Origin of the sequence: Pseudomyxococcus flavus, from assembly GCF_050038885.1 — a bacterium.
Taxonomy (GTDB): Bacteria; Myxococcota; Myxococcia; order Myxococcales; family Myxococcaceae; genus Myxococcus; species Myxococcus flavus.
The window spans coordinates 3,068,217-3,082,841 of record NZ_CP143624.1; the positions used below are offsets into that span (position 1 = coordinate 3,068,217).

General features: G+C 71.0%; 11 protein-coding genes. 6 read left to right on the forward strand and 5 right to left on the reverse strand.

The window, feature by feature from the left end:
- The first annotated feature begins 229 nt into the window (after positions 1-229).
- A complete protein-coding gene (locus tag VZL07_RS12915; protein WP_426755816.1) occupies positions 230-901 on the forward strand; it encodes a hypothetical protein in 672 nt (223 codons plus the stop codon).
- Between the two features lie 25 nt (positions 902-926).
- Here the strand turns inward: VZL07_RS12915 and VZL07_RS12920 are convergent, their stop codons facing one another.
- Entirely contained in the window at positions 927-3,350 is a 2,424-nt protein-coding gene (locus VZL07_RS12920) for a serine/threonine protein kinase (protein WP_426755817.1), read from the reverse strand.
- 425 nt (positions 3,351-3,775) lie between these two features.
- Between VZL07_RS12920 and VZL07_RS12925 the strand changes: the two genes are divergently transcribed.
- Together VZL07_RS12925 and VZL07_RS12930 are read left to right on the forward strand one after the other, a co-directional pair.
- A complete protein-coding gene (locus tag VZL07_RS12925; RefSeq protein ID WP_426755818.1) occupies positions 3,776-5,509 on the forward strand; it encodes a S8 family serine peptidase in 1,734 nt (577 codons plus the stop codon).
- A gap of 110 nt (positions 5,510-5,619) precedes the next feature.
- On the forward strand, positions 5,620-6,303 hold the full coding sequence (locus tag VZL07_RS12930; protein ID WP_426755819.1) for a hypothetical protein: 684 nt from the start codon (positions 5,620-5,622) through the stop codon (positions 6,301-6,303).
- 59 nt (positions 6,304-6,362) lie between these two features.
- Here the strand turns inward: VZL07_RS12930 and VZL07_RS12935 are convergent, their stop codons facing one another.
- Positions 6,363-6,821 (reverse strand): DUF2267 domain-containing protein, encoded by a 459-nt coding sequence (locus VZL07_RS12935; RefSeq protein ID WP_426755820.1) that lies wholly within the window; start codon positions 6,819-6,821, stop codon positions 6,363-6,365.
- 426 nt (positions 6,822-7,247) lie between these two features.
- Between VZL07_RS12935 and VZL07_RS12940 the strand changes: the two genes are divergently transcribed.
- The 3 genes from VZL07_RS12940 (at position 7,248) to VZL07_RS12950 (ending at position 11,173) form a co-directional block, all read left to right on the forward strand.
- Positions 7,248-7,655: a hypothetical protein gene (locus VZL07_RS12940; RefSeq protein ID WP_426755821.1), complete on the forward strand. Its 408-nt coding sequence runs from the start codon at positions 7,248-7,250 to the stop codon at positions 7,653-7,655.
- Between the two features lie 169 nt (positions 7,656-7,824).
- On the forward strand, positions 7,825-8,988 hold the full coding sequence (locus tag VZL07_RS12945) for a cytochrome-c peroxidase (protein ID WP_426755822.1): 1,164 nt from the start codon (positions 7,825-7,827) through the stop codon (positions 8,986-8,988).
- A gap of 421 nt (positions 8,989-9,409) precedes the next feature.
- Positions 9,410-11,173 (forward strand): Ig-like domain-containing protein, encoded by a 1,764-nt coding sequence (locus tag VZL07_RS12950; RefSeq protein ID WP_426755823.1) that lies wholly within the window; start codon positions 9,410-9,412, stop codon positions 11,171-11,173.
- 54 nt (positions 11,174-11,227) lie between these two features.
- On the opposite strand, the gene VZL07_RS12955 is transcribed toward VZL07_RS12950, so the two are convergent.
- The 3 genes from VZL07_RS12955 to VZL07_RS12965 all read right to left on the reverse strand — a co-directional run bounded on the left by VZL07_RS12955 (position 11,228) and on the right by VZL07_RS12965 (position 14,545).
- A complete protein-coding gene (locus VZL07_RS12955) occupies positions 11,228-12,637 on the reverse strand; it encodes a M24 family metallopeptidase (protein ID WP_426755824.1) in 1,410 nt (469 codons plus the stop codon).
- Between the two features lie 121 nt (positions 12,638-12,758).
- Entirely contained in the window at positions 12,759-13,133 is a 375-nt protein-coding gene (locus tag VZL07_RS12960; RefSeq protein ID WP_426755825.1) for a hypothetical protein, read from the reverse strand.
- 254 nt (positions 13,134-13,387) lie between these two features.
- On the reverse strand, positions 13,388-14,545 hold the full coding sequence (locus tag VZL07_RS12965; RefSeq protein ID WP_426755826.1) for a Kelch repeat-containing protein: 1,158 nt from the start codon (positions 14,543-14,545) through the stop codon (positions 13,388-13,390).
- Positions 14,546-14,625: the final 80 nt, after the last annotated feature.

The window sequence follows — 14,625 nt, forward strand, 5'->3', positions numbered from 1 at the left end:
ACCGCACTCCCGGCTCCCTCACGGCCATGGCCATTGCGCGCTCGGCGAGGAGACCCCGATGGTGGCGGAGGTCTCCGACCCGTCGCGCATGGGTGAAGATGCGAGCCACCGCTCCACCGCGCCACTGCGGGAATGCGACACCCTGGGTGTCCCCCGGTCGAACCCGGCGGAGCCATGAGGCGCACGTCCACCCGTCCGGTCTATGCTCCGCGCGCCGAAAAGAGGGTGGATGAGCGACGGGTCGTTGTTCTCGACGGACCAGGTGACCACGGAGTCGCGGTACCAGTGGCACCTGTGGGTGGCGGATGTACTGGACCTGGGGACCTCGGTCCTCGTGGGCTGGGCCGCGCTGCGCGCCCTGGAGCAGGAGCGCACGCCCGTATCGATGCTCCTGGCCATGCTCCTGGCCTGGCTCCTCACCTCCGCCGTGGGCGGGGTGACGGGCCGGACGTTCTGGAGACAGGTGGCCGGCGTGAAGCTGGTGCGCGCGGAGCGCACGCCCGGGCTCCTTCCCGGGCTCGCCCGGGGCGTCACCACCCCGCTGGACCTGCTGCTGAACGTCGTGCTGCTGCGCAGGCCGCTGGACCTGCTGCTCGGCCTCCACGCGACGCCGGTGCCGTCCGGCCTGGGCCCCCGCCTCAAGGGCGTGGCGCTCCAGCTGCCCTGGCTGGCGGTGCTCGCGGGCGCGGTGTGGCTGCTCGTCACGCCCACCCGCGCGGAGATGCTCCAGTACCTGGGACGGACGCTGACCGGCTGGCACTGCTGCCACGGCACGCGCGAGGTGACCTGGCAGTGCCGCACCTCGCTGGACCGCGCCGTGCGCAACGCACGCGGCGGGGACCCGGACGTCCAGAAGCTGGTGGCGGACTGCCCCGTCGCGGGCGCGCGGCTGAAGCCGTGAGCGCCCGCTGGGGCCCGTCCTCGCGTCAGCGCACCTTCACCCGCAGCTCGCCCTCCTTGCAGAGGACGCCCAGGTAGCCGGAGCCCACGTCGAAGTTGGCGTTGTGCCGGAAGCGGCTGGCCGTCTTCCGGTCACCGGCCTTCACCACGCCCAGCCAGGCCACCTTCCGGATGTCCTTGACGACGTAGCAGTCGGTCCAGTCGAACGACTCGTTGTTCTGGACCTCCACGCCGGGGTCCAGCAGGCCGCCCACCCCACCCTGCTCGCTCGCGTGGCCGCGCAGGGTGCGCTTCGCGGGCGGCGCCACCGCCACCGCCACGCCGGCATCGGCCTCCGCCTTCGCGGGCTCGGCGACGACGTCCTCCGTCTCCTCGGCGGCCGCGGTCTCCGCGGAGGACGACTCCCCCTCGGGGGCCGCCACGAAGAGGTCTCCCGAAGCCGCGAGCGCGCGGTCGTCGAACTCGAGGAACGCCCGCAGGGGCCGCAGCCCACCACGCGCCGGGCGCATCACCCGGGCCCGGCCCAGCACCTCGCGCTTGCCGTTCTTCAGCGGCCCCAGCACATCCATCTCCGTGCCCACCGGGAAGGCCCGCGCCACGGACCGGTCGACATAGGGCCTGCCGTTGGCCTTCTTGATGAGGAGCACCCTGGCGGGCGAGGCATAGGCCACCGCCGGCTCGGCACGGACAGGCGCCTTCTTCACGGGCGCCTTCGCCGTCTGCGGCCGGGGCGGGCTCCGCGGCCGCTCCGGCTCCGCCTTCTCATCCGCGGACGCGTCCTTGGATGCAGCGGCGGCAGCCTCGCCTGGCGCCTCCGCGCCCCCGGCCGCGCCGGCGTCGCTCGCGAGCGCTCCGGCAACCGGCGCCACTGTCGCGCCCTGCTGCTGCGCCACCCGCCCGGCACCCGGCGTGGGCTCGTCGCTCCGCGGCTGCGCGCCCGGCTCGGCACCCGGCGTGGGCCCATCGCCCCGCGACTGCGCCACCGCTCCGGCCGCTGCCGGAGCCCCCTCCGCTCGCGGCTGCGCCGCCACTTCCGAACCCGCCGCGGGCGCGTCCTTCCCGGAAGCACTGGCGACGGGCGCCGCGGGCCCGGACGACTGGACGAACAGGGCGGTGGTGGCGGCGGTGGCAATCACGAGCAGCACGGCGATGGCGGCATAGAGCCCCACGGGCCGCTTCCGGGAGGACAGCGCCTCCAGGGAGGCGGCCTCCGGACGCGACGGCGCGAGCGGCTCCGCGCGGGGCCCCACGCTCGCGGCGGGCACGGGACCCGAGGGCGGCCGCACCGTGGTGGCACCGGTGCCCAGGTCTTCTGATTCGTCCGCATAGACGGCGCCCGGCCGGGCCACGCCGCCGGAGAGGAGACGTGGCTGCGCGCCTGGACTACGCATCAGCGTGGGCTCGAAGCCGACCGCCGACTGCGGCCCCGTGCCGTACCCCTGCGGCGTGGGGGTGCGGCGGTGATTGGAAGCGGAGGACACCTTCGAGATGAGCTTGCGCTGCGCGTCGAACGCCTCGGGGCACAGCCCTCGCACGAAGTGGCCCACCTCCTCGGCGCCCACCTCCGCGCCCGAGCGCACCAGCTCCGTGTTGAGCGCGCGCGCCAGCTCGTCGGAGCGCGTGTAGCGTCCGTCCGGGCGCGCCTCCAGGGCGCGGCGCACCACGGCGTCCAGCGAGGCGTCCACGTCCGGCCGGAGCTCCTGCAGCGAGGGCACCACCGGTTGCGACATGGCCGCCATCATCTCCCCCACCGTCCCGTGGGGAATCAGGGAGCGGCCCGCCAGCATCTCCCACACCACGACACCACAGGAGTAGATGTCGCTGCGGTGGTCCAGGGGCTCGGCGCGCACCTGCTCGGGCGACATGTACCCGAGCTTCCCCATCACCGTGGACGGCAGCGTGTACTTGCTGCGCGCCGCGGACTTGGCGAGGCCGAAGTCGATGACCTTCACCTCGCCCTCGTAGGACACCATGACGTTGTGGGGCGACACGTCGCGGTGGACGATGCCCAGCGGCGAGCCGTCCGGCCCCGTCTTGCGGTGCGCGTAGCCCAGGCCCTCGGCGATGCGCTGGCCGATGTACAGCGCCACCGGCACCGGCACCGCCACGCCCTGCGCGCGCGCCTGCTCCAGCAGGTAGGCCAGGTCCACGCCCGCCACGTACTCCAGCGCCATGAAGTACGTGCCGTCCGCCTCGCCCATGTCGTACACCTGGGCAATCGACGAATGCACGAGGTGCACCAGCACCTTCGCTTCGTGGTGGAAGCGGTCGAGGAACTGCCGGTCCTTGAGGAGCGCCGGCAGAATCGTCTTCACGATGCACGGCTTCTCGAAGCCGGCCGCGCCGCTGATCTTCGCCAGGAACACCTCCCCCATCCCCCCCTGTCCCAGGGGGTGGACGAGCTCGTAGCGCCCGAGAAAGCGAGTGGACTCTGTAGGGTCGGTACTCATGGCGTCTTGCGGCAGCGAAGCACCCGGAAGCCGACGGAATCAAGCAGCGGTCGACTTCCTTCCCACAGGCGCCACCGAGGCCCCGAACGGAAACTCCCCCACCACGGGAGCCGCCGTCCGACCGGATGCGCCGTGAGCACTGGCAGTCACGGCCCGACCCCACCGGTCGGCCCGACGTCCGGCAGTGCGCCCGCCCCACACCCGTCGGACAGGGTGGGTGTCGAGGAGAAAGGGGAACGCCGGGTGCGCGGGTGAAGGCAACGCTGCTCTCGGGCGCGGTTCCACCGGCCAACACACGGGGTGTGAACCGGAATACCTCAGGCGGGGGGGCGCCCCCCGGTCCGTTGCCACGCTTTCATGAAGTGCGCTCCCTGGGTGTACGCGCCCGGTACCTCCACTGGGTGCCGTTCGCGAAGGAGCGGCTCATGAAGCGATGGGGACTCATGGGGCTGTTGGCACTCGCTGCGTGTGGGCCGGATGACGCCTCCGACAAAGACGCCCAGAGCCAGGTGTGCCCCAACATCATCGCGGGTGCCCTGTCGGAGCCTGTGAGCACACGGCAGGTCGAGGCGCCCCTCCAGGCGGACGACGGCAGGGAGCGGGTCATCATCCGCTACCGGGACCAGGCGGTGCGGGCCCTCGGCCGCGTGGAGCAGGTGGGAGGCCAGGTGACGGCCACCTTCCGCTCCGTCCCGGCGGTGGCGGCGCGGATGTCCCTCCAGGAGCAACGCGCGCTGCTGGCGGAGGACCCGACGGTGGAGAGCATCGAGCCGGACCAGGAGTGGCACGCCCTGGCCCCCACCACGGCGCCCGCGATGCACGTCCTCAAGGCCATGGCGAGCGGTACCGCCCCACGCGAGCACACCGCCGGGCTGCGCAAGGTCCAGGCGCACGAGGTGTGGGACCTGGATGGAGACGGCCTGCCGGACCCTGGCCGCCCCACGGGCGCGGGCGTGCGGGTGTGCGTCATCGACAGCGGCCTGGACCTGGAGCACCCGGAGCTGCTCGGCGCGGTGGTCGCCGGCCGCGACTTCCTGGAGGACGACGACACCCCGTCCGACTTCAGCAGCGGCCATGGCTGGGGCACCGGCCATGGCACGCACGTGGCGGGCATCATCGCGGCGCGGCCGGGCCATGGCGGGCGGGGCTCGCCGCACCTGGAGCCCGCAGGGCTGATGGGCGTGGCTCCGGGCGCGGAGCTGGTCATCGCGCGCGTGCTGGACATCCACGGCCGCACGCACATGAGCTTCGTCCTGGAGGCCGTGGAGTACTGCGCCGAGCAGGGCGCCAAGGTCATCTCCCTGTCCCTGGGCGGCGGCATCGCCTCCAAGACGACGCTCGAGGTCTTCGAGGCCGCGCATGCCCAGGGCATTCTGGTGGTGGCCGCGTCGGGCAACGGCGGGGTGCAGGTGGTGGACTACCCCGCGTCGGACCCGAATGTGCTGGCGGTGGGCGCCGTGGACCCCGAGGACCGGCGCGCCGCCTTCTCCTCGGGTGGACACACCCTGGCGCTGATGGCCCCGGGGGTGGACGTGCTGTCCACCTTCCTGCGGGGACAGGGCGCCTTCTCCACCGTGGACGTGGAGGGCACGCAGCCGATTTCACGCTCACTGCTGCACACCCCCATCGAGAACCGCTGGGGCAAGCTGGTGGACTGCGGCGACGGCGCCTCCCTGGACTCGTGCGAGGGCGCCACGTGCAGCGGCTTCGTCGCCTACGTGCGGCATGGCCAGGTCCCCACCGACGTGGCCATGGTCAACGTGATGAAGCAGGGCGCGCGCGCGGTCATCTTCGGCAACTCGAGCCCGGAAGGCGGCGTGGACATCCTCGCCATCCCGAGGCGCGGGCAGTGGGTGCCCGCCGTCACCATCACCCAGGCGGGAGGCACCGTGCTCCACCGGCGGCTGGGTTCGCTGGCGCGCGTCAGCCTGGAGCCGGCCGACTACAGCTATATGTCCGGCACCTCCATGGCCACGCCCTTCGTCAGCGGCGTGGCCGCGCTGCTCTTCAGCGCCCGGCCTTCCGCCACGCCCGACGAGGTGAAGCACGCCCTGCTGTCCTCCGCGAAGGACCTGGGCCCCGCCGGCTACGACGAAGGCTACGGCCATGGCCTGGTGCAGGCACGGCGGGCGCTGGAGGTCCTCTCCAGCCTGCCCTGAGAGGTGGGAAGGGCAGCCGCACCAGGTGCCCCCAGGCCCGTGCGGGCCTGATTGCCAGGCCCATCCACGCAGGTCACGTTGCCTTGCGGACGCGAACAAAGGAGTCCGTCATGAAGGCACTCGGACGTGGCGCGCTGTGCATGGTGACGCTCTGGGGCGGTGCGGCGCTGGCCCAGATGGACAGCCGGCCCTATGAAGAACCGGACATGCGGTCCGCGAGGACCGTGGAGCGCCGCGAGGAGGACCGGGGCAAGCGGCGGGCCGACACCGGCATCTACGCCCAGCTCGGCGGCGGCCTGGAGGGCTACACCGGCCAGCTCGCCCCGGAGGTCACCCCTGGCTTCTCCTATGGCGCCTCGCTGGGCTACCGGCCCCACCCCTTCTTCGCCGTCGAGCTCGGCTACAACGGAGGCCTGAGCGACATCGACGACCGCATGGGCCTGGTCGACGACGGCGGGGGCGGGCCGGACCTCGTGCGCAACGCCGGCCAGGCGCTGGTGGTGGGCAACTTCACCGACACGCGGCTGCAGCCCTACGTGCTCACAGGCATCGGCCTGGACCACTACAACATCCGCAACGACGCCCGCGCCGCCGCGCGCGGCTTCGCGGATGACACCAGCGGCTACGTCCCGGCCGGCCTGGGCCTGCGCTACCAGGTGGGCAACCTCATCACCGCCGACGCCCGGGTGAACTACAACTTCCTGTTCGACCAGGATTTCGCGCCTGGCGGACGTGGCCCGGGTGCGCTGGACGGCCGCTACGCGGCGGTGCTGTCGCTCGGTGGCACCTATTGACGTGGGGGTGGCGCACCGGCGTCCGGAAGCCTCGTGCCCGGACGCCCGGTGACAGAGCTTCAGTACGGACGGTCCACGTGCATGCGCGCGGCGGCCCACGTCCCCTGGAGCCAGGCGGGCAGCTGCTGCTCCAGCTTCGTCGCCTCCGCCTCGGTGAGCTGCGCGTGCAGCGCGGAGAACACCCCGTGCAGCACCAGCCGCACGTTCTCCGGCTCGGCGTTCAGGTGGTTGGCCACCATCAGGTAGAAGTCATCGCGGTCCAGCTTCGCGGGCGCCTCGCCCCGGTGACGGTGACAGACGCGCAACAGCTCGCGCACGTCCGGTGGAAGCTCCTCGCGCAGGTGCGCCACCCACGAGGCGGACAGGCGCTCGGACAGCGCGCACAGCACCGCCTCGGCCGCCTTGTCCGCCTCGTAGTCCGGAATCTGGGCGGATATTGCGTCCAGAAACGATTGGCGGTCCGTCCCCACGCCCTGCCCCGTCCACGAGGACGTGCGCTCCTGCTTCTGTATCGACATGGTGTCGTCTCCTCTGCGTGCCCCTTCACCGTGGGGGCGCGCACGGGCGCTGACAGCAGTGAACGTGACGGCGGCATGGCCGGACGCTCCCGCGGGAATCGGCCCGTGACATCAAGTCCAGACGCGCCCGGAATCGGGACGAATGTGTCCGTCCTTGGGACGAACCCGGCGGTCGAATGCGTCAAGCGTCTGTGTTTGATTCCATCAATGATTTCACCTGATGGGACATCACTGAGTGTGTTTACCCGCCATCACCCGGCGTTCCGAACCGCCCGGAAATTCAGGGGAATTGTTCAAATCCCGGCCGTCACAAGAAGTTGAGGACTGGTTGGAATGAATTTCCATCGCAATTGTCTTGGGCGCGCATCGTAGTCCGCCTGCACGGCGACCTGACCGCCATCTCAACCATCAAGAATTGAGGAATTCATGTATCGCATTGCCGTAGCCGCCCTGGTCCTTGCCGCTTCCGGTTGCGCCACCACGGGTGGCGGTGGCCGCGAGGGCAACGCCACCATCGCCGGCGTCATCCGCCTGCCGGAGAGCGGGCTGAACGCCGACGGCGCGTGCGGGCAGCTGCAGGTCATCGTGGCTTCGCCGGACGCGCCCACCAACGGCCTCGGCCGGGCCATGGTGAAGTCCAGCCATGGGGGCCGCTGCTCCTTCACGGTGTCGGGCGTGCCCAGCAACACCGACCTCCAGGTCGGGCTCGCGGTGGACAGCGGCCTGAAGTGCGAGACGGGCGCCACGCCGACCATCACCCCGGAGCCGTCCGCGGTGAAGGTGGGCGACTACGGCACCGCCACGCGCGACTTCTCCCTGAGCTGCGGCGCCTGAAGTCCTGAAGTCCGTACCGGACGCCGCCCGTCTGGCCCCCTGGGGCAGGCGTGGCGGCTTCCTGGCATCAGCACGAACTCGTCCGTCGGGCAAGCGTGCCTTGTGGATTGATTCGCGTCGCAGAGGACGCGAAGCTCCCCGGGTCCTTCGCAGAAAGACGAGTTGGGTGATGAATTTGTACCGCTTGCGCGCCGTGACGCTCGCCCTGGCCCTGGGCGCGTCGGGCATGGCGTGTGAATCCGAAGAAGCCTTCCCCAACCTCGACGAGCTGGACCAGCTCCGCAGCCTGCACAGCCTGGGGCGCACGCCGCCGAAGGACAGCACCAACCGGGTGGACGGCGTGGCGCGGGCGGAGGCGCTCGGCGACCTGCTGTTCCACGACACCGGCCTGTCACGCTGCGGGACGGTGTCCTGCGCGAGCTGCCATGGCGGCGAGGGCCTGACGGTGAGCACCGCCAAGGCGGAGGGTTGTGACGGACACCTGTCCGAGCGCAACCCGCCCACCCTGCTGAACGTGGCCTACAACCGCTGGTTCATGTGGGACGGCCGGGCGGACCGGCTCTGGAGCCAGGCCATCCTCCCGCTGCTCAACCCGGTGGAGATGAACGCGGATGCCCAGGTGGTGCGCGCCCGGCTCCTGGCCGAGAGCACCTACGCCACCGAGTACCAGGCCCTCTTCGGCAAGACGCCCGCGGACGAGACGGACTCCGCGCTGCTGGCCAACGTGGGCAAGGTGATGGCCGCCTACCAGCGGACGCTGGTGCGCATCGACGCGCCCTTCGACACGGACGTGCGGCGCTTCATCGCGGCGGCGGAGGCGGGTCAGGCGGAGGCGGACCCGGCGTACCTGGGCCTGAAGACGTTCCTGCGCAAGGGCCAGTGCATCGTCTGCCACAAGGGCCCGGCGCTCACCGACGACCTGTTCCACAACATCGGCGTGGAGGACGACAGCCCGGGCGCGGGCGGCCAGTGGAGCGTGCTGGAGCCGCTGCTGGACTGGGAGTTCAACGCGGCCAGCCTCCACAGCGACGCGCCCACCGGCACCATCGCGGCCCGGCTGCAGACGCTGCGGGCCCAGGCGGACCGGGAGACGCTGGAGGGTGCGTTCCGCACGCCGTCGCTGCGCAACCTGACGCTGACGGCGCCGTACATGCACACCGGCGAGCAGGCCACCCTGGAAGAGGTCATCGACTTCTACAACGAGGGCGGCGGCGCGCCCGGCACCTTCGTGGGCAAGAAGACGGTGACCATGGTGCCCCTGAACCTGTCGAACGAGGAGAAGCGCGCGCTGGTGACGCTGCTCCAGTCCATGACGGGGACGACGCCCCCCTGAGCACGGTGTGAGGCGGGTGCGGTGGAGGCGTCCTGCCTCCGCGGCACCCCGCCTGAAGTGGGCTTCGTGAGGGAGGCCCGGTCCATGGTGCGCTTCGACCGGGTCAGAGCGGACTTGCGCCGCTCCCGGGTCATGGAAGACATCGCGCCGGAAGAGGCCGGGCACAAGAGCGTCTGCCATCACGGTCAGCACGCCCGGCGAAGCGCGGCGGCGCGGTCAGGCACGGCTATTTCCGAAGGTCCCTTCGCGCGGAGGCAGCCACCGGCCCGGCGTGGTCGCTGGGGCGTAGACTCGAACCCGGGTTGGCGTGTCCCCCGAAAGGCCTCTCATGAACTCCCGAAGCCCCCGGGCCCGCTGGGCTCTCCCGCTGCTCCTTGCGTCACTGGGCACTGCCGCTTGCGACAGCCAGAAGCCCGAGCCGATGCCCCCACCGCCCCATGAGGAGGAACCACCTCCCGCGCTGCGCGTCACGGTGCGGACGGAAGGCCCTGCGTTCTGCCGGGAAGGACTGTGGACGCTCACTGTCTCCGTCGAAGGCGACACGCCGGAGCGCGTGGAGCTCCTCACGAACGGTGAGGCCCCCACGCGGCTGGAGGCCCCGTTCCAGCACGTCGTCGACTGCGCCACGCATGCCGAGGGCCGCTTCGCGTTCACCGCGCGAGCCGTGGCCGGCGACCGGAGCTTCGACGCCGAAGCCGTGGCCGTCACGGTGGACCGCACACCGCCCACCATCGTCGCCGCGCGTCCCAGCCACAAGTATCCGTCCGTGGCGTCACCGATGGCGTTCGTCTTCTCGGAGCCACTGCGGCCGGACTCCCTTCAGTCCGAACCGACCGAACTGCAAGACTTCTTCAACAGCCGCCCAATTCCGGTCGCACATCAGGCGGTCCTCAGTGACGATGGAATGGTTCTCGAATTGGTGCCGACATCGCCACTCCAGCCTCCCGTCTCGCTGGCTGCGACGCTCCTCCAGCGGAGCCTGACCGACCTGGCCGGCAACTCACTCGACCCGAGTCTTCCGGACTTCGTGCTCAGGCACTCCGCCAACTATTGGCCTTTTGTCAGCGTCACGGCGCCCTTGCTCCCGGAGCACGTCGACCCCCTGCCAGCATCCCTCGTGCTTGCAAATGGCGTCGCCGGGACGACGCCCGTCGTCGGCTACTTCGACTACGATTACATGACGAATGCCCACAAGCCGACCATCGCACGGTGGGACGGCCATGCATGGCAACGGCTCCCCCCCTTTCGGGCGGCGAATGAGGGCTCTGCGAACATCATTGCGTTCCAGGTGGCAGCGAGGGACGACGCGATTGTCGCTGAATGGCGCGAGAGGGATGCCGTAACCGGGCTGGAGCAGAGCCATGTCGCAAACTTCACCGGGAACGGCTGGGAACACCTTCCGGTCCCAGACGACACGCCGTCCAAGTACGACTGGGTCAAGATGACGTTGGCGCCGCAGGGCAGGCCTGTCATCGCCGTGGGGCGGAGTATCGACACGTACGAAACCGAGGTTCGCGTCATCCGCTGGACAGGTACGGAGTGGCAGCGGCTCGGTGAACCCCTCAGTGAAAACCCGGCGCCGCGAACTCCTGCGTGGCAAGTGGCCATCGCCGCTGATGACACGCGAGTGGTCGTGAGCTGGGAAGAGAAAGCCGTCGAGCTCGGACCGCCCTCCAGCTACCTCCACGTCAGGACGTTCGAGAACGGAAGCTGGGTTCCCGTGGGCGCATCCATCCCCGTCAGGGAATACTCATCCGTGAACGACATCGCTCTTGCGATTCAGCCTGACCATCGCGTGATCATGGCCTGGGCCGAGAGCGGCGCCTGGATTGACACTGGGAATGGCCCCATCATCGGAATCCCCGATGTCATCCGTTTCTCGTCCGCGGCACTGGGCACATCGCAAACCAGCTGGGCCCCGCCCGAAGACGCCGTATTCCTGCCCGATATCAACACGTACGCTTCACTCTATCTCGTCGTCGGCCCCGACATCGAACCCTGGCTGGCCTGGGACGAGCGTAGTGTGAATGGCTACATCTTCGCCAGGAGCTACATCACCAGGCTCCGTGCAACGGGTTGGGAGCCCAAACAGCTCATCGGGTACGAACCGTTGTATGGATTCCTGCTCGACGAAGACGGGAGCCCGTGGGCCTTGCTGGGCGACGACGTGGTGCGCCCACAGTAGGGCCGCGAGCGGCGCCGTCCTGGTGCCGCTCGCCACGCCTCACTCGCCCCGTGCTCAGCGCACCAGGTGGAAGTCCGTCTGACGCTTCCAGGCCCAGTGCACGCGGCCCTCGGCGTCGATGGTGACGTCCTCTTCCTGCGCCGAGCGCACCTGCTGGCCGTTCCACTCCGGCACCGCGGACGTGGCCTGGAGCTCGATGGAGTACCACTGGTTCGCAATCACCTGGTGGTCGCCATTGCCGGGCACGCCTTCCTGCCGGTCCCACAGGCCCACCATGGGACCGGCGCCGTGGCCGTGCAGGCCAATGGGGTGCGAGTACACGGTGCCGTTGATGCCCTCGGCGCGCATCCGCTCCAGCGAAGCGCGGAGGATGTCGTTGCCCGTGCGCCCCGGGCGCAGCTCCTCGAACACGATGTCCTGCAGCCGGTTGGACGCCTTCAGCGCGGCCTTCAGGCCCGCGGGCACGTCCGTCTCGCCCTCGCGCAGCACGTAGCCCATGTGCTGGGTGTCGGTGTTGAGCCCCAGCGCGGTGACGCCGTAGTCGCAGTGGAGCACGTCGCCGCGCTGGATGACCGGGTTGTCGCCGAGCTCCTGCTCGGTGACGCCCTGGCGCTGCACGTCCACCGACGGCTGGAACCACGTCGCCAGGCCCAGGTCCGCCAGGCGCTGGCGCATCCACCACTCCACGTCACGGGTGGTGGTGACGCCCGGGGTGATGACCTGGTTGGAGAAGGCCGTCTCGATGATGTTCCACGCGAGCTTCGTCTGCTCCTCGTAGAAGCGGGCCTCGTCCGCGCTGCGCCAGGCGATGAAGTCCACCGCCAGCCCGTCCACGGACGTGAAGCGCTTCACCCAGTCCGGGCCGAGCGCCTCCGCCATGCCCTCGTACTCGCCGTGGCTGAGGCCGTCCGCGAAGGCGAAGGTGCGCGACACGTTGATGGCGATGCGCTTCGGCTGGCGCTCCTCCAGCACCTGCTTCAGCACCTGCCACTGCTCGGGGCCCCACAGCTCCGCCTGCCGGTTCACGCCGCCGCCGTCCACCTGCCGCTGCGCGCGCCGCGGCGTGTAGATGCCTCCCTGCGGGCCTCCGCCCAGCGCGAGCCGCTCCACGCCCTGCTCGGGACCGCGGTCGAAGAACACGTAGATGGTCCGGCGGCGGGCAGCGAACGTCGTGGGCGAGACGAGCGCCTTGAAGACGGGGTCCTCGTTGTACTCGCGCATGGGGATGACCCACATGTCCACGCCGTACTTCCGCATGAGCTGGGGCAGGGCCTTCTCGATGCGCTCGGCCAGCCACGCCTGCTGGCGCTGCGCCTGCTCACGCAGGGTGCCGAAGGGCCGCTCGGGCGAGGGAGCCTTCGCCGCCGTCTTCTCGACGGCGTCCGGTGCCTGCGCTGTCGGAGAGACGGTGGCGCAGGAGGTGGAGAGCAACAGCGGGGCAAGCAGCAGGGTCCGGGTGCGCATGGCCGCGCAGTCTGTCACGCACGACAGCGCGGCGCGCGCGGTCTTCGCAGTCCCACATGCTCACAGGCCCCGCGAGGTCCGGGACTCCGGAACGCGGGGACCAGCCCTCAACTCGGGTGTGTCAGGGCACGCCCGCACAGGCGGCGTTGTCCACGCCGCACACCGCGAGCAGCCGGGCTTCATCCGGGGCTTGCTGGCAGCCGCTCGCGGTGGCCGCATCGAGCTCCTCGGTGCGGATGCGCATGCACTGCACGCACCCTGCTTTCGCGCCGGTGTCGCCGCGCGCCAGCTCCGGCTCCACCTCCGCGTAGGCGGAGATGAGGTCCGCCTCGCACTGCTCGCGGGGCACCGTCAAACCTCCACACAGCTCCGCGTGCGCGCAGGCGGCTTCGGCCGTCCGCTCCGCCCAGCCGGCATAGGAGAGCTGCGGGGCCTCCGTGCCACCACACGCCATGAGCCACGTGCTCACCACCAGCGACGCCATCCTCGGGTTCATGCCCGCAATCTCACCCGGCGCCACGGCACGAGTCACGGGCGCCGTGTGCTCGCCCGGTATGAACGGACAGCGGGAGACCAGCCGCCGCGACGGCGGTAGCAAGCTCCGGGGCACGCGTCACGAACGCGCCTCACTCAGCGTGCCCGGATGTCGAGCACCAGCGCTGGCCGGCGCCCGCGTCACGAACGCGCCTCACTCAGCGTGCCCGGACGTCGAACACCAGCACTGGCTGGCGCCCGCGTCACGGACGCGCCTCACTCAGCGTGCCCGGGGGTCGGGAGACCGGCCACGCCCGCGACGCTGGACGGCTCGGGCGCCGGGCATGCCGCCGCGCCGCAGGTGTCCGGCAGGTAGCGCTCGGACTCGAGCAGCATGCCCATGGCCTCGTTGCCCCCGCCCATGACCAGCACCGCACCGTCGCCCAGCGCCAGCGCGCCCAGCTTCTCGCGAGGCGCATCCAGCGCGGGCGCGGAGGACCACGTCTCCGTCTTCAAATCGAAGCGCTCCACGGACGCGAGCGCGCCTGTCGTGTAGTGCTCGCCACCCATCATCAGCACCGCGCCATCCGGCAGCACCACCGTGGCGTGGTGCTCGCGAGGCACCTGGGGCGCCCCCACCAGCGTCCACGTCCCCGCCTGGGGCGAGTACACCTCCGCCGTGGACGCCGCGCGCGCCGTCGTCCCGCCCACCACCAGCACCCGCCCGTCCGGCAGCAACGTCACCGAGTGCGCCAGCCGGTGCGTTCCCGCCGCGCCCCCCACGGGCCCCGCCTTCTCCCAGAGGCCCGTCACCGGGTCATAGCGCTCCGCCTGGAGGCCGCTCACGAAGAGCACCGAGCCATCCGCCAGCACCACCGCCGTCTGGGCACCGCCCCGCGCGAAGCCAGGAGGCGACGCGGCGCTCCACGTCTCCGTCTCCGGGTCGAACAGCTCCGCCGAGCGCAGCGGTCGCAGGTCCACGTCCGTGCCCCCCGCCACCAGCACGCGCCCATCTGGCAGCAGCACCGCCGCCGGGTCGTTGCGCGCCACGGCCATGGAGCGCACCTCCGTCCACGTCCCGCTGCCGGGCGAATACACCTCCGCGTCCGCCAGCGCGCCCATGGCCACGCCGTTCGTCCCGCCCACCACCAGCACCCGCCCGTCACGCAGCCGCACCGCCGCGTGGTTGCGCCGCCGCGTGCGCAGGGCACCCGTCTCACGCCACTGGCCCGTCTCCGGCTCGAACACCTCGCAGCTGGCCAGCGTGCGATGGCCGTCGTGCCCGCCCGCGGCCAGCACGCGCCCGTCCGCCAGCGGGACGAAGGGGAGGAATTTGCGCGGTGTGGCCAGGGCCAGCCCCTGCCCCACCGCGCCCGGCCCGTCGTCCTCCGCGCGCGGACCCGCGCTGCAGGAGAACACGAAAGCGAAGAGCATGAGCGTGACGCATGATGTTGAAAGCCGTTGCATGACCCACCTGGAAGGCCCGTCGAAGCGGTCTCGTTTAGCCTGACCGT